The organism is Buttiauxella noackiae ATCC 51607 (genome assembly GCF_001654865.1).
GTDB classification, from domain to species: Bacteria; Pseudomonadota; Gammaproteobacteria; order Enterobacterales; family Enterobacteriaceae; genus Buttiauxella; species Buttiauxella noackiae.
In genome coordinates this window covers 19408-38150 of the sequence record NZ_LXEO01000028.1, presented here as the reverse complement: position 1 = coordinate 38150, position 18743 = coordinate 19408, and the positions used below count along the sequence as shown (strand labels likewise).

At 51.1% G+C, this 18743-nt stretch carries 17 protein-coding genes; 13 read left to right on the top strand and 4 right to left on the bottom strand.

Annotated features, from left to right (window positions below; all coding sequences use genetic code 11):
• The first annotated feature begins 13 nt into the window (after window positions 1-13).
• The gene (gene mlaA / locus M979_RS11310; RefSeq protein ID WP_034458898.1) at window positions 14-772 is read left to right on the top strand and encodes a phospholipid-binding lipoprotein MlaA; all 759 of its coding nucleotides are present in this window, start codon (window positions 14-16) and stop codon (window positions 770-772) included.
• 68 nt (window positions 773-840) lie between these two features.
• On the opposite strand, the gene fadL is transcribed toward mlaA, so the two are convergent.
• Complete coding sequence (gene fadL / locus M979_RS11305; protein WP_034458896.1) at window positions 841-2163, bottom strand: long-chain fatty acid transporter FadL; 1323 nt, start codon at window positions 2161-2163, stop codon at window positions 841-843.
• 374 nt (window positions 2164-2537) lie between these two features.
• Here fadL and M979_RS11300 point away from each other — a divergent pair, with 374 nt between their 5' ends.
• The 4 genes from M979_RS11300 to sixA all read left to right on the top strand — a co-directional run bounded on the left by M979_RS11300 (window position 2538) and on the right by sixA (window position 7259).
• Window positions 2538-2822, top strand: a complete 285-nt coding sequence (locus tag M979_RS11300; protein ID WP_034458894.1) for a YfcZ/YiiS family protein — start codon at window positions 2538-2540, stop codon at window positions 2820-2822.
• Between the two features lie 291 nt (window positions 2823-3113).
• Window positions 3114-4424, top strand: a complete 1311-nt coding sequence (gene fadI / locus M979_RS11295; protein WP_064554980.1) for an acetyl-CoA C-acyltransferase FadI — start codon at window positions 3114-3116, stop codon at window positions 4422-4424.
• On the top strand, window positions 4424-6583 hold the full coding sequence (fadJ, locus tag M979_RS11290; RefSeq protein WP_064554979.1) for a fatty acid oxidation complex subunit alpha FadJ: 2160 nt from the start codon (window positions 4424-4426) through the stop codon (window positions 6581-6583). The genes fadI and fadJ overlap by 1 nt, the downstream gene beginning before the upstream one ends.
• Before the next feature lie 187 nt (window positions 6584-6770).
• The gene (gene sixA / locus M979_RS11285; RefSeq protein ID WP_034458889.1) at window positions 6771-7259 is read left to right on the top strand and encodes a phosphohistidine phosphatase SixA; all 489 of its coding nucleotides are present in this window, start codon (window positions 6771-6773) and stop codon (window positions 7257-7259) included.
• 149 nt (window positions 7260-7408) lie between these two features.
• Here the strand turns inward: sixA and smrB are convergent, their stop codons facing one another.
• Window positions 7409-7960 (bottom strand): endonuclease SmrB, encoded by a 552-nt coding sequence (gene smrB / locus M979_RS11280; RefSeq protein ID WP_064555001.1) that lies wholly within the window; start codon window positions 7958-7960, stop codon window positions 7409-7411.
• Window positions 7961-8131: 171 nt separating this feature from the next.
• Here smrB and prmB point away from each other — a divergent pair, with 171 nt between their 5' ends.
• The 6 genes from prmB to M979_RS11250 all read left to right on the top strand — a co-directional run bounded on the left by prmB (window position 8132) and on the right by M979_RS11250 (window position 12741).
• The gene (prmB, locus tag M979_RS11275) at window positions 8132-9064 is read left to right on the top strand and encodes a 50S ribosomal protein L3 N(5)-glutamine methyltransferase (RefSeq protein ID WP_034458887.1); all 933 of its coding nucleotides are present in this window, start codon (window positions 8132-8134) and stop codon (window positions 9062-9064) included.
• A gap of 78 nt (window positions 9065-9142) precedes the next feature.
• Window positions 9143-10228 (top strand): chorismate synthase, encoded by a 1086-nt coding sequence (gene aroC, locus M979_RS11270; protein WP_064554978.1) that lies wholly within the window; start codon window positions 9143-9145, stop codon window positions 10226-10228.
• 4 nt (window positions 10229-10232) lie between these two features.
• Window positions 10233-11057 carry a penicillin-insensitive murein endopeptidase gene (gene mepA / locus M979_RS11265; RefSeq protein ID WP_064554977.1) on the top strand — a complete coding sequence of 275 codons (825 nt, stop codon included), beginning with the start codon at window positions 10233-10235 and terminating at the stop codon, window positions 11055-11057.
• A gap of 11 nt (window positions 11058-11068) precedes the next feature.
• Window positions 11069-11866, top strand: a complete 798-nt coding sequence (locus M979_RS11260) for a sulfite exporter TauE/SafE family protein (RefSeq protein WP_034458881.1) — start codon at window positions 11069-11071, stop codon at window positions 11864-11866.
• A gap of 25 nt (window positions 11867-11891) precedes the next feature.
• Window positions 11892-12437, top strand: coding sequence for an elongation factor P hydroxylase (locus M979_RS11255; protein ID WP_034460087.1), 546 nt, complete (start codon window positions 11892-11894; stop codon window positions 12435-12437).
• 25 nt (window positions 12438-12462) lie between these two features.
• Window positions 12463-12741 carry a YfcL family protein gene (locus tag M979_RS11250; RefSeq protein WP_034458879.1) on the top strand — a complete coding sequence of 93 codons (279 nt, stop codon included), beginning with the start codon at window positions 12463-12465 and terminating at the stop codon, window positions 12739-12741.
• 128 nt (window positions 12742-12869) lie between these two features.
• On the opposite strand, the gene mnmC is transcribed toward M979_RS11250, so the two are convergent.
• Entirely contained in the window at window positions 12870-14870 is a 2001-nt protein-coding gene (gene mnmC / locus M979_RS11245; protein ID WP_064554976.1) for a bifunctional tRNA (5-methylaminomethyl-2-thiouridine)(34)-methyltransferase MnmC2/FAD-dependent 5-carboxymethylaminomethyl-2-thiouridine(34) oxidoreductase MnmC1, read from the bottom strand.
• 156 nt (window positions 14871-15026) lie between these two features.
• On the opposite strand from mnmC, the gene fabB reads away from it, so the two are divergent.
• Together fabB and M979_RS11235 are read left to right on the top strand one after the other, a co-directional pair.
• On the top strand, window positions 15027-16244 hold the full coding sequence (gene fabB, locus M979_RS11240) for a beta-ketoacyl-ACP synthase I (protein WP_034458876.1): 1218 nt from the start codon (window positions 15027-15029) through the stop codon (window positions 16242-16244).
• Between the two features lie 233 nt (window positions 16245-16477).
• Window positions 16478-17659 (top strand): MFS transporter, encoded by a 1182-nt coding sequence (locus M979_RS11235; protein ID WP_034458874.1) that lies wholly within the window; start codon window positions 16478-16480, stop codon window positions 17657-17659.
• A 31-nt stretch (window positions 17660-17690) separates the two neighbouring features.
• On the opposite strand, the gene flk is transcribed toward M979_RS11235, so the two are convergent.
• Window positions 17691-18695 (bottom strand): flagella biosynthesis regulator Flk, encoded by a 1005-nt coding sequence (flk, locus tag M979_RS11230; protein WP_064554975.1) that lies wholly within the window; start codon window positions 18693-18695, stop codon window positions 17691-17693.
• Window positions 18696-18743 lie beyond the last annotated feature (48 nt).

The window sequence follows — 18743 nt, the reverse complement described above, 5'->3', positions numbered from 1 at the left end:
CAGGGAGAAATATATGAATTTCCGCCTGACCGGGCTGGCACTGGCGACTACGGTTTTAGTAGGGTGTGCTAGTTCGGCCGATACACAACCGCAAGGGCGATCGGATCCATTTGAAGGGTTCAACCGTACAATGTACAACTTCAACTTTAATGTGTTGGACCCGTATGTTGTGCGCCCGGTGGCTGTGGTGTGGCGTGATTATGTGCCGCAACCGGCTCGTAATGGGATAAGTAACTTCACCAGCAACCTCGAAGAACCAGCGTCGATGGTGAACTATTTTATTCAGGGTGACCCCTATCAAGGGATGGTTCACTTTACGCGATTCTTCCTGAACACGTTGCTCGGTATGGGTGGTTTGATTGACGTTGCTGGTATGGCGAACCCGAAACTGCAGCGCGAAGAACCTCATCGTTTCGGCTCGACGCTGGGCCACTATGGTGTTGGCTATGGTCCGTATGTGCAGCTACCGTTCTATGGCAGCTTTACGTTGCGTGATGAAGGTGGTGACTATGCCGATACGCTCTATCCGCTGCTTTCATGGCTGACGTGGCCAATGTCTATTGGTAAATGGACGGTTGAAGGTATCGAAACGCGTGCTCAGTTGCTGGATTCTGATGGTTTGCTCAAACAATCTTCGGATCCGTACATTACAGTTCGTGAAGCTTATTTCCAGCGTCATGATTTTATTGCTAACGGTGGGAAGCTTTCACCAGCAGCAAATCCGAATGCTGCCGCGATTGAAGATGACTTAAAAGATATCGACTCTCAGTAAGTATTGAGTGGGTCATAGACATAAAAAAGGCGAAACCCAGGTTTCGCCTTTTTTGTCACTGTTAACTATCAGAATGCGTAGTTAAAGTTCATACCGTACAGCCAGGCTTTGCCTTCAGACTGGAAGGTATATGGGCCTTCTTTAATCTCTACGTGCTGACCATGCATGTAGGAAACGCCCAAGTCTACAGAAGCATCATCGTTAAATGCGTAGGTAGTACCAGCACTGATCCAGAAGCGATCCTGGTCCGGAATAGAGATTGAACGTTTGTCTGCCGGAACTGGGCTGTCATCGAACGCGATACCGGTACGGAAGGTCCAGTTTTTATCCATAAAGTAGGTGGTACCTAAAGCAATACGGTACGCATCTTTGAAGCTTTCATCTTTATAGAACAGAGTCTGACCGTTGGTACCGGTGGCCTTCAGCTCCTGGAACTGGCTCCAACTGGTGTAAGTCACGCTATAGTGGATAGCCCACTGTGGGTCGACTTTGTTATAGCCGGACAGTTCCCACATTTCTGGCAGATTCAGTGTCAGAGAGCCTGGAACGGTTTGTCCGTTGGTGCCAGCCGGTAAACCGAAGTTAGACAACAGCGGGTTATAGGCTGAAGGCAGGTTGCTCTTATAATCGCCGTCAAAGTCGATTTTGACTTCTGAACGGTAGGTGAAGCCGTAGCGGTTATTCTTGTCGATTTCATAGAGAATACCGGCGTTCCAGCCATAACCCCACTCGTCGCCTTTCAGGTGTGCGATTTGGGTGTCAGCAGGGATTTGGGATACTGGACGAGCAAGTGAAGGTGGCAATGCACCGGAGCCTGCAATGATTTGACCTAAATCACCTGCGTAACGTTCGATTTTCGCTTTAGCGTAAACAGCATCAAAGCCCAGGCCAAAGCTCCAGTTGCTATTTAAACGGTATGCACCACTCAGATTTAGGTTCAGGGTGGTCAGGTCGGTTTTACCGCCCATTGAGCCTGCGGTGTAATCGTTATTGAATTCTGTTGCTAAACCATAGTTAGAGGTAACAGATGCTCCCCAGCCAAATTGTTCATTAATAGGTGCAACAAAGTGGAGGTTTGGAACCCAGGCTGTCGGCGCGATGTTATCTGCGTCAGTACTACGGCCTGTTGGCGATGTGCCAGAAATATTAACGTCTGGATCAACAAATACTGCGCCGCCGGAGAAGGAAGGGCGGTCAAACATCATGATGGTTGCAGGGTTACGGCTGGCAGAGCCCGCATTATCCGCAACGGCACCTTCCCCTGAATAAGCTCGGCCTAGGCCTGAGGAAGAGAACTCGTTTAATTGAAAGCCGGCTGAGTAGGCCTGCGATGAGACAATTGCCACTGCAACCGCTAGGGCTGACTTTGTAAACAGGTTTTTCTGGCTCATGACCAAAACCTCATATTGGATTTATTTTTATACAAACAATGTTACATACCGTAACAGGAGCGCGAATAGTAGGGGCTGATCTGTTACAGAGAAAGCAGACCAGTGGCGAGAGTATAGGTCTGACCAGATAGGATGTTGCAAGTTTGTATCCAATAATTTTCAAACTTGATCACTGAAACGAGATCTGCCTGGCAAAATCGAGGCGTTCATCACTAGCAAATCGGGTGAATCTTGTTTCAGATCATTTTTAAGTGTGATTTGGGTCACTTGTAGATTTTGACAAGATTAACGACTGGAGTCGCTTCAACAGGGAGCGTAAAATAGACAAGATTCGTTGAAAAAATTTTGCTTTTAAATACAGAGGAAATCATAAAATGAGTAAGAACACTGCTGATGAAACCCCGGTTTGCTGCTGTATTGATGTCGGCTCGATCATCGATAACACCGACTGCACAGCGACATATAGCCGTGTGTTCGCAACCCGCGCTGAAGCTGACGAAACTCTGGCAGCACTGAGTGAAAAAGCTCGTGCAGCAGAATCTGAACCTTGCCAGATTGTTCCGCGTTATACCGAAGAAGCTGATGGCATTCGTCTGGATATCGATTTCACTTTCAGCTGCCAGGCTGAAACCATGATCTTCCAGCTGGGCCTGCGTTAATATTTCCTGGTGCTCTTATCTGTAAGAGCACCATTTTCCTCTCTTAAAGCGTGTTCCCCCTCCCAAATTTTTAGTCCCCCGGTTGGCTGATTGTAACTTTTTGGTTAAAACTGTGATCAGGTCAGACCACTAATGGTCATTTACAAATTTTATACCCAAATAGTTCAGATTGTGGCCAGGCGGCGAGGGAGCAAATCTCCACCAGAAGCTTACTAAAGTAAGTGACTAGGGTTTGTGAGTGTAGCCAATCCCACACAATTTGAAGTATGCCGGGTAGAACAGGGGAGCGTTATGAGTCAGGCACTTCCGCTGGTGACCCGTCAGGGTGATCGCATTGCCATTGTTAGTGGGTTACGAACACCGTTTGCCCGTCAGGCTACGGCATTTCACGGCATACCTGCTGTGGATCTCGGCAATATGGTGGTCAGCGAATTGTTGGCACGTAGCGAAATCCCCCCAGAAATTATCGAACAGCTAGTTTTCGGCCAGGTCGTCCAGATGCCGGAAGCACCAAACATTGCTCGCGAAATTGTCCTCGGTACCGGGATGAGCGTGCATACCGACGCTTATAGCGTGAGTCGTGCGTGTGCGACCAGCTTCCAGGCCGTAGCGAATGTGGCTGAAAGCCTCATGGCGGGTACTATCCGAGCGGGTATCGCTGGTGGTGCCGACTCATCATCGGTACTGCCGATTGGCGTTAGTAAGAAGCTAGGCCGCACATTAGTGGATGTGAATAAAGCGCGTACCCTGGGCCAGCGTTTAAAATTGTTTTCTCGTTTACGCCCGCGTGATTTATTGCCGGTGCCGCCCGCTGTTGCTGAATATTCAACAGGTTTACGGATGGGGGACACTGCCGAGCAAATGGCGAAAACTCACGGGATTACACGTGAGCAACAAGATGCGCTCGCACATCGTTCCCACACCAAAGCGGCTAATGCCTGGAGAGAAGGTAAACTGGCTGATGAGGTGATGACAGCCTTTATCCCGCCATATCGCCAGCCTTTCAATGAAGATAACAACGTCCGCCAAAACTCCTCAATTGCTGATTACGCGAAGCTGCGACCAGCCTTCGATCGCAAACACGGTACGGTCACCGCTGCAAATAGCACACCGCTAACCGATGGTGCGGCAGCCATTATTTTAATGACGGAATCCCGTGCCAAAGAGTTGGGTTTGAAGCCATTAGGTTACTTACGCAGCTACGCGTTTACCGCGGTTGATGTCTGGAAAGATATGCTGTTGGGCCCTGCGTGGGCAACGCCGCTGGCGCTTGAGCGAGCGGGCATCACCTTGAATGATCTGACGCTTTTCGATATGCATGAAGCCTTTGCCGCGCAAACGCTGGCTAATCTGAAAATGCTGGCCAGCGAGCGTTTTGCGCGTGATGTATTGGGCCGCGCCCATGCCACGGGGGAAGTTGACGATGCGAAATTTAACGTGCTGGGTGGCTCGATTGCTTACGGGCATCCATTTGCCGCAACAGGTGCGCGAATGATTACGCAAACGCTCCATGAGCTGCGTCGTCGCGGCGGAGGTTTTGGTCTGGTGACTGCCTGCGCCGCAGGGGGCCTGGGTGCTGCAATGGTTCTGGAGGCCGAATAATGGAACAGACTTCTGCTTTCCACTTACATATCCGCCTCGACAATATCGCCATCGTGACGATTGATGTGCCTGGCGAAAAGATGAACACGCTGAAAGCGTCGTTCGGCCCGGAAGTGCATAACATCATTAAACAGGTTCGTGATAACACGGCATTGCAGGGGCTGATATTTATCTCTGGCAAGCCGGATAACTTTATTGCGGGCGCTGATATCAACATGATTGCCAGTTGCCAGACGGCACTTGAGGCACAAACCCTGGCACATCAGGGGCAGCAAATTATGGCTGAAATTGCTGCCTTGCCGATTCCGGTAGTTGCGGCGATTCATGGCGCTTGTCTTGGCGGCGGCCTGGAATTGGCTCTTGCCTGCCATTCGCGTATTTGTACCGACGATGAAAAAACAAAATTGGGTTTGCCAGAAGTACAGCTTGGGTTGTTGCCAGGTTCTGGTGGAACGCAGCGTTTGCCACGTCTGATTGGCGTTAGTAACGCTCTTGATATGATTTTGACCGGTAAACAATTACGTCCACGCCAGGCGCTGAAATTGGGGCTGGTGGATGAAGTTGTGCCACAGTCAATTCTGCTGGCGGCAGCCGTTGAGCTGGTGGGCAAAGGTCGCCAGGCATCGCGAACATTGCCGATTCGTGAGCGTATTTTAGCCGGCCCGCTTGGGCGTACTTTATTGTTCAGCATGGTGAGTAAGAAAACCGAGCAAAAAACTCACGGTAATTATCCCGCCACCCAGCGCATTATCGACGTGATTAAGATTGGCCTCGGGCAGGGGAGCTTTAGCGGATACGAGGCGGAAGCAAAAGCCTTTGGCGAGTTGGCGATGACCCCGCAATCGGTGGCTCTGCGCGGATTATTCTTTGCCAGTACCGAGCTTAAAAAAGAACATGGAGCAGATGCACAACCACGAGCTATAAATGCAGTAGGTGTGTTAGGTGGAGGATTAATGGGCGGAGGGATTGCTTTTGTCACTGCGACTAAAGGTAAATTGCCCGTACGCATCAAAGACATTAATAACGATGGCATTAACCATGCGTTGAAATACAGCTGGGACTTGCTGGATAAAAAAGTACGCCGCCGACATATGAAAGCGGCTGAGCGCCAGCGTGAAATGGCGCGTATCTCCGGTGGTACCGATTATCACGGATTCCATAACCGCGATATCGTCGTGGAAGCGGTTTTTGAAGATCTCGCGCTTAAACAAAAGATGGTCGCGGAGATAGAACAAAATGCCTCACCGCATACCATTTTTGCTTCTAACACATCTTCTCTGCCAATCGCAGATATTGCAGCTAACGCCACACGTCCAGAGCAAGTGATTGGCCTGCATTACTTCAGTCCGGTCGATAAAATGCCATTAGTGGAAGTGATTCCACATGCAGGAACCAGTGCAGAAACCATTTCCACGACAGTTGTGCTTGCCAAAAAACAAGGCAAAACCCCGATTGTTGTCGGTGACAGCGCAGGGTTTTACGTCAACCGTATTCTGGCACCTTACGTTAACGAGGCGATGCGTTGCCTCGTGGAAGGGGAGCCTGCTGATAAAATTGATAATGCGTTGGTGGCGTTTGGTTTTCCTGTCGGCCCAATCCAACTTTTGGATGAGGTGGGAATTGATGTAGGCACTAAAATTAGTCCTATACTTCAGCAAGCTTACGGAGATCGTTTTGCAGCGCCGTCAGAAATTGCAGCAATCTTGAATGACGATCGCAAAGGTAGAAAAAACGGGCGGGGTTTCTATCTTTATTCGGGGAAAGGGAGTAGAAGCAAAAAGCAGGTCGACCCTGCAATCTACACTCTTCTCGGCGTTTCATCCAAAGGGCAGATAGCAGAAAAAGAGATCGCACAACGCTGCGTGATGATGATGCTTAATGAAGCGGCTCGATGCCTCGATGAAGGTGTTGTTCGCAGTGCCCGCGATGGTGACATCGGTGGCGTGTTTGGTATTGGTTTTCCACCGTTCCTTGGTGGCCCGTTCCGCTATATGGATACCCTGGGGGCGGGTGAAGTCGTCGCACAACTGCAACGCCTGGCCAGTCAATACGGGGAGCGTTTTACTCCTTGTGAAAGACTTTTACAAATGGTGGAAGAGCAACGAAATTTCTGGGGGAAAGTGAACCCCGGTGAAGGAAATGTAGTCAAAGAATCATGATTATATGATTCGGTGAATGGATGCTGGTCGCTCACTTAATAAACAGTGATTGACTATACTTGCACCATTGAGGTAAAAAACAGCGTTTCATTCGATGTACGGATAAGGCACAATGCCCGGCTGCTGAATTTCTCCTCTCAGATTTCAGGGGAATTCAAGCATTCCTGGTTAACAAAAGCGGTGCAATATGCAAGTTTTTATCATGCGTCACGGCGACGCAGCACTCAATGCCGCCAGTGACTCGGTACGTCCACTCACCCAGTGTGGTTGTGATGAATCCCGAGTAATGGCGACCTGGTTGAAAGGTCAGGTTGTGGATATCGAACGTGTTCTGGTGAGCCCTTATCTGCGAGCCGAACAAACCCTGGATGTAGTGCGGGAAGCACTGGTTCTTCCAGGTAAAGAAGACATTCTGCCGGAATTGACGCCGTGCGGCGATGTGGGCCTGGTGAGCTGCTATTTGCAAGCCCTTGCCAATGAAGGGGTTGAGTCGGCGCTGGTGATTTCTCATCTACCGCTAGTCGGTTATTTGGTGTCTGAGCTTTGCCCAGAGGAAACACCACCGATGTTCAGTACCTCGGCCATTGCTAATGTCACTCTTGATCCTGAAACAGGGAAAGGGGTGTTCAACTGGCAGATGAGCCCGTGTAATTTGAAGGTCGCTAAAGCTATCTGAAAGCCGTAAGCATGAAAAAAGAGCCGCGCAATGCGGCTCTTATTATTTGTACGATCATACGATACGGTTTTGGTGGATGACGCTGCGCTTATCCACCCTACAAAATCAAAACCGTAGGTCGGATAAGCGCAGCGTCATCCGACATAATCTTAAGGCAACTCCGGCGGAAGCCATTCTTCGATTTCAATCAACACCAGCAAAGCCGCATCACCGCCGTACTCTTTTGGTGCCTGGTGAAATGCCATGATGTGTGGGTGCTGTGCCAGCCACAGCGGCGTTTGCTGCTTCAGCACATGCTTACCATGCCCATGCATAACACAGGCACAAAAAACATGCTCACGCCGACAGGCCGCAATCAACGCGCCTAATTCTTGTTTTGCCTGCATCTGTGTGAGGCCATGCAAATCGAGGAATAACTCTGGCGAATAATCTCCGCGACGTATTTTTTTCAGCTCAAAATGGCTGACGTCTTCGCGTACATAGCGTGTAGGGCCTTCCGTCGCCAGACGCGGCTGGAATTCATCAGAAAAATAGTGGCTGGCATCAACCTGCTCTTGCAACAGCCGTTTCACCGGAACTTCCTGCACCTTCTTGCGCATTGGACGGTGAACAATGGTGTCCTGAGTTAATTTTTTTGTGCCGCTCATCAGATCACGGAAAAGGTTCTGATCGTCAGCGCTGAGCGGATTTTTCTTCTTCATCTGTTTCTCGTCTCGCATCTGCATTAGCGCCAGTTTACCTGGTTTGTCGTCCATCGCTAAATAAAACGCAATTTTCACCGCAGTGTCAGTGATTGAAATGCTGATTTGTCGCGGCCTTCATGGCAAACTAATCGATTATTGAATTAGCGCGAACGGCCTGCGGAGGGCAACGTGGATAAAATTTTCGTCGATGAGGCAGTTAATGAGCTGCACACCATTCAGGATATGCTGCGCTGGGCAGTCAGTCGTTTTAGCGCCGCCAATGTCTGGTATGGCCACGGCACGGATAATCCGTGGGACGAAGCCGTTCAGTTAGTGCTGCCAAGCCTCTATCTGCCGCTGGATATTCCTGAAGATATGCGCACCGCACGTCTGACGCCTAGCGAGCGTCATCGCATCGTTGAGCGTGTTATTCGCCGCGTTAATGAGCGTATCCCGGTGGCCTATCTGACCAACAAAGCCTGGTTCTGCGGCCATGAGTTTTATGTAGATGAGCGTGTTTTGGTTCCACGTTCCCCGATTGGTGAGCTGATCACCAACCGTTTTGCTGGCCTTTTCGACCAGGAACCACACCATATTCTTGATATGTGTACTGGCAGCGGCTGTATCGCTATCGCCTGTGCTTACGAATTCCAGAATGCGGAAGTGGATGCGGTCGATATTTCTCTTGATGCGCTGGCAGTAGCTGAGCAAAACATCGCTGAGCACGGCCTGGAAAGCCAGGTAACGCCAATGCGTTCCGACCTGTTCCGTGACCTGCCAAAAGTGCAGTACGACATTATCGTCACTAATCCACCGTATGTGGATGCGGAAGATATGTCTGACCTGCCGGGCGAGTTCCGCTTCGAGCCTGAATTAGGTTTAGCTGCCGGTACAGATGGCCTGAAACTGGCGCGTCGTATCCTGGCGTGTGCGCCGGACTATCTGGCCGATGGCGGCATCCTGATTTGTGAAGTTGGGAACAGCATGGTGCATCTGATGGATCAGTATCCTGATGTTCCGTTCACCTGGCTTGAGTTCGATAACGGCGGTGACGGCGTGTTTATGCTGACTAAATCGCAGCTTATCGATGCACGTGAACATTTCAGCATTTACAAAGACTAATCGTGTAGACGGGCCTTACGGCCCGTCTTCTTTTGCTTACAACACAACAAAAATGACAACGGTAAGGAGCCGTGAAAAATGGCAGGAAACTCTATCGGACAAGTATTTCGCGTAACGACATTTGGTGAATCCCATGGTATCGCGCTGGGTTGCATCGTTGATGGTGTGCCGCCAGGTATCCCGCTTACCGAAGCTGATTTACAAAACGATCTCGACCGCCGCCGCCCGGGTACTTCTCGCTATACCACGCAACGTCGTGAACCCGATCAGGTGAAGATCCTTTCCGGCGTATTTGAAGGCGTGACGACGGGAACAAGCATCGGTTTGCTGATCGAAAATACCGACCAGCGCTCGCAAGATTACAGCGCGATCAAAGACGTATTCCGTCCGGGGCATGCTGATTACACCTACGAACAAAAATATGGCCTGCGCGATTATCGTGGCGGTGGCCGTTCTTCGGCGCGTGAAACCGCCATGCGCGTTGCTGCGGGTGCGATTGCTAAAAAATATCTGGCGCATAAATACGGCATCATTATTCGTGGTTGCCTGACGCAAATGGGCGACGTGCCGCTGGAAATCAAAGACTGGGATCAAGTGGAGCAGAACCCGTTCTTCTGCCCCGATCCGGACAAAATCGAAACGCTTGATGAACTGATGCGCGCGCTGAAAAAAGAGGGCGATTCCATTGGTGCGAAAGTGACCGTTGTGGCGGATAACGTGCCACCGGGCCTTGGTGAGCCGGTATTTGACCGTTTAGACGCGGATATTGCCCACGCACTGATGAGCATCAACGCAGTGAAGGGTGTGGAAATCGGCGAGGGCTTTGGCGTGGTTAATTTACGTGGTAGTCAAAACCGTGACGAAATCACCAAAGACGGATTCCAGAGCAACCACGCTGGCGGCATTCTTGGTGGCATCAGCAGCGGCCAGCAGATTGTGGCCAATATGGCGCTGAAACCGACCTCAAGCATTATGGTCCCAGGACGCACCATCAACCGCGAAGGCGAAGAAGTGGAGATGGTTACCCGTGGCCGTCATGATCCTTGCGTGGGTATCCGTGCAGTTCCGATTGCCGAAGCGATGCTCGCCATTGTTTTAATGGATCACATGCTGCGTCAGCGTGCTCAAAACGCTGACGTGAATTGCTCTTTGCCGCGCTGGTAATGCGATGAAAAACAGACTCGTGGGACTACTGGTATTACTCGCCAGCACCGCTACTTTTGCCGCCACACCGTGGCAGAAAATTAGTCATCCTATTGCGGGCAGTCCGCAATCTATTGGTGCATTCTCTAACGGTTGTATCGTTGGTGCCCACGAGTTGCCGCTCAACGACCCTCGCTATCAAGTGATGAGACAGGACCAACGTCGCTATTTCGGCCATCCCGATTTAGTGATGTTTATTCAACGTCTCAGTAACCAGTCGACGCAACTTGGTCTTGGCACGCTACTGATTGGTGACATGGGAATGGCGGCTGGCGGGCGTTTTAGCTCGGGGCATGCCAGCCATCAAAGCGGCCTGGATGTTGATATCTTTTTGCAGCTTCCCAAAGCCCGCTGGACGTCAGCTCAGCTTCTCAAACCGCAAGCGCTGGATTTAGTCGCCAGTGATAACCAGCACGTGGTGCCGCGTTTGTGGCAGCCAGAAATCAGCAGTTTGATCAAGCTTGCCGCGAAAGATAACGATGTTACCCGCATCTTCGTCAATCCGGCGATTAAACAACAGCTGTGCCTGGATGCGGGTGCTGACCGCGACTGGCTGCGTAAAGTGCGTCCATGGTTTGCGCACCGCGCGCATATGCATGTGCGCCTGCGTTGCCCGGCAGATAGTCTTGAGTGCGAAGATCAGCCATTACCGCCGCCAGGCGACGGTTGTGGTGCAGAACTGCAAAGTTGGTTTGCGCCGCCTGCACCAGGCAGCACGCCGCCGAAGAAAAAAACACCTCCCCCAATACCGGCCTCTTGTCAGGCCTTGCTGGATGAGCACGTTCTCTAACGGATAAGTTCATGGAATGGTTTATGGTTTCTCCCCTGATGCTGGTGGTGCTGTTTTTTGTCGCCATGCTTGCAGGGTTTATTGATTCTCTGGCGGGTGGCGGTGGTTTGATTACCGTTCCCGCGTTGTTAGCCACAGGAATGTCACCTGCGCATGCTTTAGCAACCAATAAGCTTCAGGCATGCGGGGGCTCGGTATCCTCTTCTATCTATTTTATTCGTCGCAAAGTGGTGAGCCTGAAAGATCAGAAACTCAATATTCTGATGACGTTTATCGGCTCAACGACCGGGGCGTTGCTGGTTCAGTACGTGAAATCAGACGTGCTGCGCCAAATTTTACCTCTCTTGGTGATTTGCATTGGCCTGTACTTTTTACTGATGCCAAAACTCGGTGAAGAAGATCGTCAACGCCGTTTATATGGCCTGCCGTTTGCACTGGTTGCGGGTGGCTGCGTGGGTTTCTACGACGGTTTCTTTGGGCCAGGGGCTGGCTCTTTTTATGCGCTGGCGTTTGTGACGCTGTGCGGTTTTAACCTCGCCAAATCTACGGCTCACGCTAAAGTACTTAACGCCACATCAAACCTCGGCGGCCTGCTGCTGTTTATCATCGGCGGGAAAGTGATTTGGGGTACCGGTTTTGTGATGATGGCTGGGCAATTTTTAGGGGCGCGAATGGGATCGCGTCTTGTGTTGAGTAAAGGGCAAAAACTGATCCGTCCGATGATTGTGATTGTGTCGGCGGTGATGAGCGCCAAACTCTTATTTGATAGCCATGGACCGGAGATCCTCCATTGGTTGGGGGTAGCTTAAGATGACGACAGCAAATATGACAACAATGACAGAACACCATTATCAGGAACTTATCGACATTTTCGATAGCTGCTTTAAAGACGAATTTAATACACGTCTGATTAAAGGCGACGACGAACCGATTTATCTTCCAGCAGACGAAGAGCTGCCGTACAACCGTATCGTCTTCGCTCATGGTTTTTACGCCAGTGGTATTCACGAGATTTCGCACTGGTGTATTGCCGGAGCTGAACGCCGCAAGCTGGTTGATTTTGGCTATTGGTATTGCCCGGACGGGCGTGATGCACAAACACAGTGCCAGTTTGAAGATGTAGAAATTAAACCCCAGGCTCTGGACTGGCTGTTTTGTGTGGCGGCAGATTTTCCATTTAACGTAAGCTGCGACAACCTTAATGGTGATTTTGAACCAGACAGAGTGGTATTCCAGCGTCGCGTTCACGCGCAGGTGATGGAGTATCTTGAAAAAGGTATTCCTGAGCGCCCGGCTCGCCTGATTGCCGCACTGCGTGACTATTACAAAACGCCGCCGTTGACAGCCGATCTGTTCCCGTGGCCGGAAGACTTAAACTAATTACCTGCAAAAAAGAGGAAGTACGATGATCGCGGAATTTGAGACACGCATACTGGCGCTAATTGATGAAATGGTTGAGACGGCCAGTGATGACGAGCTGTTTGCCAGCGGTTATCTGCGTGGCCATTTGACTCTGGCGGTAGCTGATCTGGAGCATGGTGAAGACCACAGCCCGGAAGCGCTTAATACTGCGGTATCAGGTAGCCTGGAAAAAGCGATTCAGGCTGGTGAGCTTTCACCACGCGACCAGTCTTTAGTGCTGGGGATGTGGGATAACTTGTATCAGCAGGCGAAGTTTAAGTAGCGCTTATACACGCTCTCCCTCAGGTAGAGCGTGTAGTATCGTAGGTCGGGTAGGCGTAAGCGTCACCCGACAATTCCGCTGGGTGGCTCATTCGCTTATCAACCCTACGAAAACGTAACCATCAAAAATTATTTCACCTCTTTCCCTTTCAACAATTTCCGCACCCAAAAGCGATTTGGATTGAGCGCCGCAAGCGTTTCAGCATCCATCGGAACCGGTTCATCGCTCATTTGAGCCGCCAGAATTTCTGCCGCCAGTGGCGCACTGCATAATCCCCTTGAACCCAGAGCCGCCAACATAAAAAGATTCTCATAAACCGGTGCGGTTTCGGCGTGGTCATGGTTTTCAACAAGTGTTGCGTAGGTTTCAAGCGTTGCATCGTAGCGAGGGACACTACCAATAAGAGGCATATGGTCGCGTGTCGCACAGCGCACGCCGCAGCGAGCTTCACCAGCCGAAGTATCCACTTCGCGAGGCCAATCCATATCCGGCAGGCAGTTAATCAAACGCTGGCAATTATGCAGCTGATCTTCCTCGTTATAGTGCATATCTTCCGCACCACGATGGTAACTTGCACCGATGCAATGCTGCTGATTGTTCGGGTTTTGCGGCGTCAGATAGCCGTCGTAGCACAATACTTGAAGTAATTTTGAAAGTGACGGGCTGGTGGGGATATGGCTGACCTGACCGCCCACGGCTGAGAATGGCAATTTTTCAGTTTGCGAGAATTTGCTGATTTTAAAACCGTTGGCTAAGACCACCGCCGCATGCCGTTTTGTTTCCTGCTCGGCAATTGATAAATCCCATCCGTCAGGCGTTTGAGTTAATGCTTCAACATGATGCTGATAATGCGTTTTTAGCCCCTGATTTTCAGCCAGTGCTAATGCACCGGCAGTCAATTGTGCCGGACACAACCAACCTCCAAGAGGGTAGGTTGCGCCACCGCGCCCGGTTTCTAAGCCACAAAGTTTTGTCGCTGTTTCTGCGTCGACGGCATGAACGAGGTCATCGGGAAATTCCAGGCTCAACATCTGGTCGATTTTATGCTGGCTTTTTTCGTCCCAGCCAAGTTGTGTCACGCCACACCAGGCATGATCAAACTCGACAGGCAATGAGTCATATACGCGGCGGGCAAAGGTAAATGCGGCACTGAAAAAGTTTGTCAGTGTTGCGCTGTGAGTGTTGAGCAATGGGTAAAGTGCGCCCTGGCGGTTGCCGGAAGCACCAAGTGCTGGAGCGACATCTTCGCAATAGAGCGTGACCTGCCAGCCGCGACGCAGCAAAGCGAGTGACAGCAGGGCGCTGGCAACGCCACCGCCGATAATAGCAACCTCTTTTGCTGGTGACGAAGGGCGCGCGTACCAGGGCGTGCGGGCAGGCGTTTCGATCGCACGTTCCATTACTCCAACCAGCATTTCCCGTTTGCGACCAAAGCCTTTGGTTTTGGTCATCGTGAAACCGGCATCAATTAAGCCACGGCGTACAAACCCGGCGCAGGTGAATGTTGCCAGCGTGCTGTCCGTGCGCGCCAATTTGGCCATCGCGTTGAACAACTGTGGTGTCCACATGTCCGGATTTTTTGATGGTGCGAAACCATCAAGGAACCAGGCGTCTACCTGATTATTTAAAGTGTCATCTAACTGCGGTATCAGTTCGTTAATATCACCGAACCAAAGATCGAGAGTAATGCGACCTTCCGCCAGCACAATGCGGTGACAGCCTGCGATTGGCAGCGGCCACTGTTGCTGTAATTGCTGTGCGAAATCGGCCAGTTCTGGCCAATGAGTATGGGCGGCGTGTAAATCTTTTGCGGTCAGAGGGAATTTTTCAAAACTAATAAAGTGCAGGCGTTTGAGGGGGGCTTGAGGCTGATTTTTGCAAAAAACTTCAAAAGCTTGCCATAAAGTCAAAAAGTTAAGTCCGGTGCCGAAACCACTTTCACCGACTACAAACAGCGAACGTTCATGGGTAGCGAAACGCTCGTTTAGACGGTTTCCTCCCAGAAATACATAACGAGTTTCCTCCAGTCCATTATCATTAGAGAAGTACACGTCGTCGAACTCTCGGGATACAGGTGTACCCTCTTCATTAAAGTCCAGGTTGGCAGATTGTATTGGGGAGTGTTTCACGTAAGTTACTCGTCTGGCAGGCAGTGTAACGATCATAACGATGTGTGCGAAGCGGCGCAAATTTCACACCGATTTGGCTGATCGGACTTGTTCGGCGTACAAGTGTACGCTATTGTGCCTGTCGAAATCCTAATAGTGCAGTAAAAGAGGTATTGAATGAAACGTGCAGTGATTACTGGTCTGGGCATTGTTTCCAGCATCGGTAACAACCAGCAGGAAGTCCTGGCATCTCTGCGTGAAGGTCGCCCGGGGATCACTTTCTCTCAAGAATTCAAAGATTCTGGAATGCGCAGCCACGTGTGGGGTAACGTTAAACTGGACACCACCGGCCTGATTGACCGTAAAGTCGTCCGTTTCATGAACGATGCCTCTGTCTATGCTTACCTTTCAATGCAGCAAGCTATTGAAGATGCTGGTTTGAAAGAAGAAGTTTATCAAAGCAACCCTCGCGTGGGCCTGATTGCAGGTTCCGGTGGTTCTTCTAAATCTCAGGTGTTCGGTGCAGACGCAATGCGTAGCCCGCGCGGCCTGAAAGCGGTTGGTCCTTATGTTGTGACCAAAGCGATGGGTTCTGCGGTTTCCGCATGTCTCGCTACTCCGTTCAAAATTCACGGTGTGAACTACTCAATCAGCTCCGCATGTGCGACTTCTGCACATTGTATCGGTAATGCTGTTGAGCAAATTCAACTGGGCAAACAGGACATCGTATTTGCTGGCGGCGGCGAAGAGCTGTGCTGGGAAATGGCCTGTGAGTTCGATGCAATGGGCGCACTGTCTACCAAATACAACGAAACTCCGGACAAAGCGTCCCGTACCTATGATGCGAGCCGTGACGGTTTCGTTATCGCAGGCGGCGGCGGTATGGTTGTGGTTGAAGAACTGGAGCACGCTCTGGCTCGTGGCGCACACATCTACGCTGAAATCGTTGGCTACGGCGCAACTTCAGACGGCGCAGATATGGTTGCTCCATCTGGTGAAGGTGCAGTGCGTTGCATGAAGATGGCAATGCACGGTGTTGATACCCCTATTGACTACCTGAACACTCACGGGACTTCTACGCCGGTTGGCGATGTGAAAGAACTGGGTGCAATCAAAGAAGTCTTCGGTAACAACTCACCAGCAATGTCTGCGACCAAAGCGATGACCGGCCACTCTCTGGGTGCTGCAGGCGTTCAGGAAGCTATCTACTCTCTGCTGATGCTGGAGCACGGTTTCATCGCGCCAAGCATTAACATTGAACAGCTCGATGAGCAGGCTGCTGGCCTGAACATCGTGACTGAAACTACCGAGCGTCAACTGAACACTGTTATGTCTAACAGCTTCGGTTTCGGTGGGACTAACGCCACGCTGGTAATGCGTAAAGTTAAAGCTTAATTCATCACTGACAGTGAGAATGACGAACGGGGTGCCTCTGGCGCCTCGTTTTTTTTGCTGTTCACAATTATTGACAGCATCAATGGCTGAAGGCACTATTCCCGCCATAACATTATCGTTCTGATAATGCGTAAGCGTTCAACGTCAACCAACGCACCCTTAATCTGAACGTTCAGAGGGAAAGGGCGTGGGTGGTTACCTCGCCTTACTCTGCGATAAATGGAGTAAGCAGCATGTCTGCATTGATTGATTCTCAGCTTAAAAATAGCAAATCCGAAAATAAGTCCTTATTCAGCATTACCTTCGCGGTGTTTCTCACATATATGACAGTTGGCTTACCGCTGCCTGTTATCCCGCTTTTTGTTCACCATGAGCTTGGTTTTGGCAACACCATGGTTGGGATTGCCGTAGGCATTCAGTTCCTGGCAACGGTTTTAACCCGCGGTTATGCCGGGCGCCTGGCCGATCAGCAGGGCGCGAAACGTTCGACGTTACAGGGCATGTGTGCATGCGCATTTGCAGGAGTCGCTTATCTGCTGGCGGCGCTATTGCCCGTTGAGCCGATGGCGAAATTTGGGCTGTTGATCGTTGGCCGTTTGATTCTCGGTTTTGGCGAAAGCCAACTGCTTACCGGCAACCTGACCTGGGGACTGGGCTTAGTGGGCCCGGCGCGTTCTGGCAAAGTGATGTCCTGGAACGGGATGGCCATCTATGGCGCGTTAGCTGCCGGAGCCCCGTTGGGTTTGCTGCTCAATAGCCATTGGGGGTTTGTCGCGCTGGGTGTTTCAACCATTGCGCTACCATTGGTTGCCTGGGCGTTTAATGGCCGTATTCGCGCGGTGCCTGCGCATAAAGGCGAGCGCCCATCGCTGTTTACTGTGATTGGTCTTATCTGGAAACCAGGTCTGGGCCTTGCGCTACAAGGTGTGGGTTTTGCGGTCATTGGTACCTTTGTTTCACTCTATTTCTCTGCCAACGGCTGGGCCTGGGCAGGCTTTACGCTGACCGCCTTTGGTGGCGCTTTTGTGCTGATGCGTGTGCTATTTGGCTGGATGCCTGACAGATTTGGCGGTGTAAGAGTCGCGTTGGTCTCGTTGGCGATTGAAACCGCCGGGTTGCTTCTACTCTGGCAGGCCCCGGGAGCAGGCGTTGCGCTAATTGGTGCTGCGTTGACGGGCTGTGGTTGCTCGTTAATCTTCCCGGCACTGGGGGTTGAAGTAGTGAAGCGCGTCCCGGCTCAGGTACGCGGTACGGCACTGGGTGGTTATGCGGCGTTTCAGGATATTTCGTACGGTGTCGCAGGGCCGCTGACGGGATTGTTAGCGACCTCGATGGGTTATCCGTCAGTATTCTTGGCTGGAGCAATTTCCGCGTCAGTCGGGATTGTGGTTACACTCATCGCCTTTCGCAAGTAAGACAAGCCACCCAGGGCTGGGTGGCTTATGGTTAAATCACTATCCAGAACAAAACCATCACTACAATCAATGCGATAAGTGCCAGCCCAGGGCGAGCACTTATTAACTTCATCGGTTCAATAAATGGCGCCCAAATTGGGCTGGCGATTGGCTGAATATTTTGCACTTCAAGCGAGGCCGGCTGACGTTCTGCTCGCTTCAAAAAGATCTGATTCAAAATATCCTGCACTTGTGCAGTGGTAAGTAACGACTGCGGCGCCGCCTGAAAACGCTGCAGGGAATAATCGGTAATCTCTTTCCATTCTGCTGGTTCCAGAGGCTGCTTTAGCGCGGCCTGGATGGTATGCAGCGTTGGCGTCGTCTGCTGGCTCAATGTCTGGCGCGCCTGCAACCATGTTGTCAGCAAGGCGAAATGCTTTGCCGGAATCAGATCACCGGTTTTTACACCGCTTAGCTCAAGCATCGATTGCCAGATTAACTTTCCAGACTCGCCTGTCGCGGCAGTAAGTTTGGCCACCTGATTGTTTAATGAATTATGTTCAGCAGGTAACAGAGGGCGATCGGTCGCCGGGCGCTGTTGCGGCTGCGGGATTGCCAACTGGTTATTTTGCAATAATGTCAGTACGCTTTTTAATTGTTCTGGCGTGAGCTGGCTAAGGGCTGTCTGCCCAAACTGTTGGCGAATGTAATCACTCACAGCCTGGCGATTATTGCCTTGCGATAGCAATTCGCTGAGCTGTTGTACAACCTGGCGCGTTGCATGGGTTGTTTGAGCGTTACTGAGACGCTGATTCAGATTTTGTTCAGCCGCGGGGAAGTGACGTGATAACAATGGCGTTTCACCTTTTAGCCCGAGGTCATGTTTTAATCCCGCCCACACTTCGGCACTTTGTTGCTGGTTAAGCGCAACAATACGTGTAATCAAACGTTCCAGAACGGTACGTTGCTGTGTAGAAAGCGGAAACTCACCTGCCGCTGAAGTTGGGGAGGGTGGTTCCCCCGGAGGACGTGCTGTCGCCCCCTGAATGGGTTGCATAGGCTTAAATCCTTTGTCGATCCCTGGCTCAAGTATGCCAGGACGCCA

Bases quoted from the DNA above. Each gene is read 5' to 3' on its own strand.
- M979_RS11260 (WP_034458881.1), top strand. From the start codon at position 11,069: ATGGAATGGTTTATGGTTTCTCCCCTGATGCTGGTGGTGCTGTTTTTT.
- aroC (WP_064554978.1), top strand. From the start codon at position 9,143: ATGGCAGGAAACTCTATCGGACAAGTATTTCGCGTAACGACATTTGGT.
- mepA (WP_064554977.1), top strand. From the start codon at position 10,233: ATGAAAAACAGACTCGTGGGACTACTGGTATTACTCGCCAGCACCGCT.
- mlaA (WP_034458898.1), top strand. From the start codon at position 14: ATGAATTTCCGCCTGACCGGGCTGGCACTGGCGACTACGGTTTTAGTA.
- flk (WP_064554975.1), bottom strand. From the start codon at position 18,695: ATGCAACCCATTCAGGGGGCGACAGCACGTCCTCCGGGGGAACCACCC.
- M979_RS11250 (WP_034458879.1), top strand. From the start codon at position 12,463: ATGATCGCGGAATTTGAGACACGCATACTGGCGCTAATTGATGAAATG.
- sixA (WP_034458889.1), top strand. From the start codon at position 6,771: ATGCAAGTTTTTATCATGCGTCACGGCGACGCAGCACTCAATGCCGCC.
- M979_RS11235 (WP_034458874.1), top strand. From the start codon at position 16,478: ATGTCTGCATTGATTGATTCTCAGCTTAAAAATAGCAAATCCGAAAAT.
- fabB (WP_034458876.1), top strand. From the start codon at position 15,027: ATGAAACGTGCAGTGATTACTGGTCTGGGCATTGTTTCCAGCATCGGT.
- smrB (WP_064555001.1), bottom strand. From the start codon at position 7,960: ATGAAGAAGAAAAATCCGCTCAGCGCTGACGATCAGAACCTTTTCCGT.
- fadJ (WP_064554979.1), top strand. From the start codon at position 4,424: ATGGAACAGACTTCTGCTTTCCACTTACATATCCGCCTCGACAATATC.
- M979_RS11300 (WP_034458894.1), top strand. From the start codon at position 2,538: ATGAGTAAGAACACTGCTGATGAAACCCCGGTTTGCTGCTGTATTGAT.
- fadL (WP_034458896.1), bottom strand. From the start codon at position 2,163: ATGAGCCAGAAAAACCTGTTTACAAAGTCAGCCCTAGCGGTTGCAGTG.
- fadI (WP_064554980.1), top strand. From the start codon at position 3,114: ATGAGTCAGGCACTTCCGCTGGTGACCCGTCAGGGTGATCGCATTGCC.
- M979_RS11255 (WP_034460087.1), top strand. From the start codon at position 11,892: ATGACAGAACACCATTATCAGGAACTTATCGACATTTTCGATAGCTGC.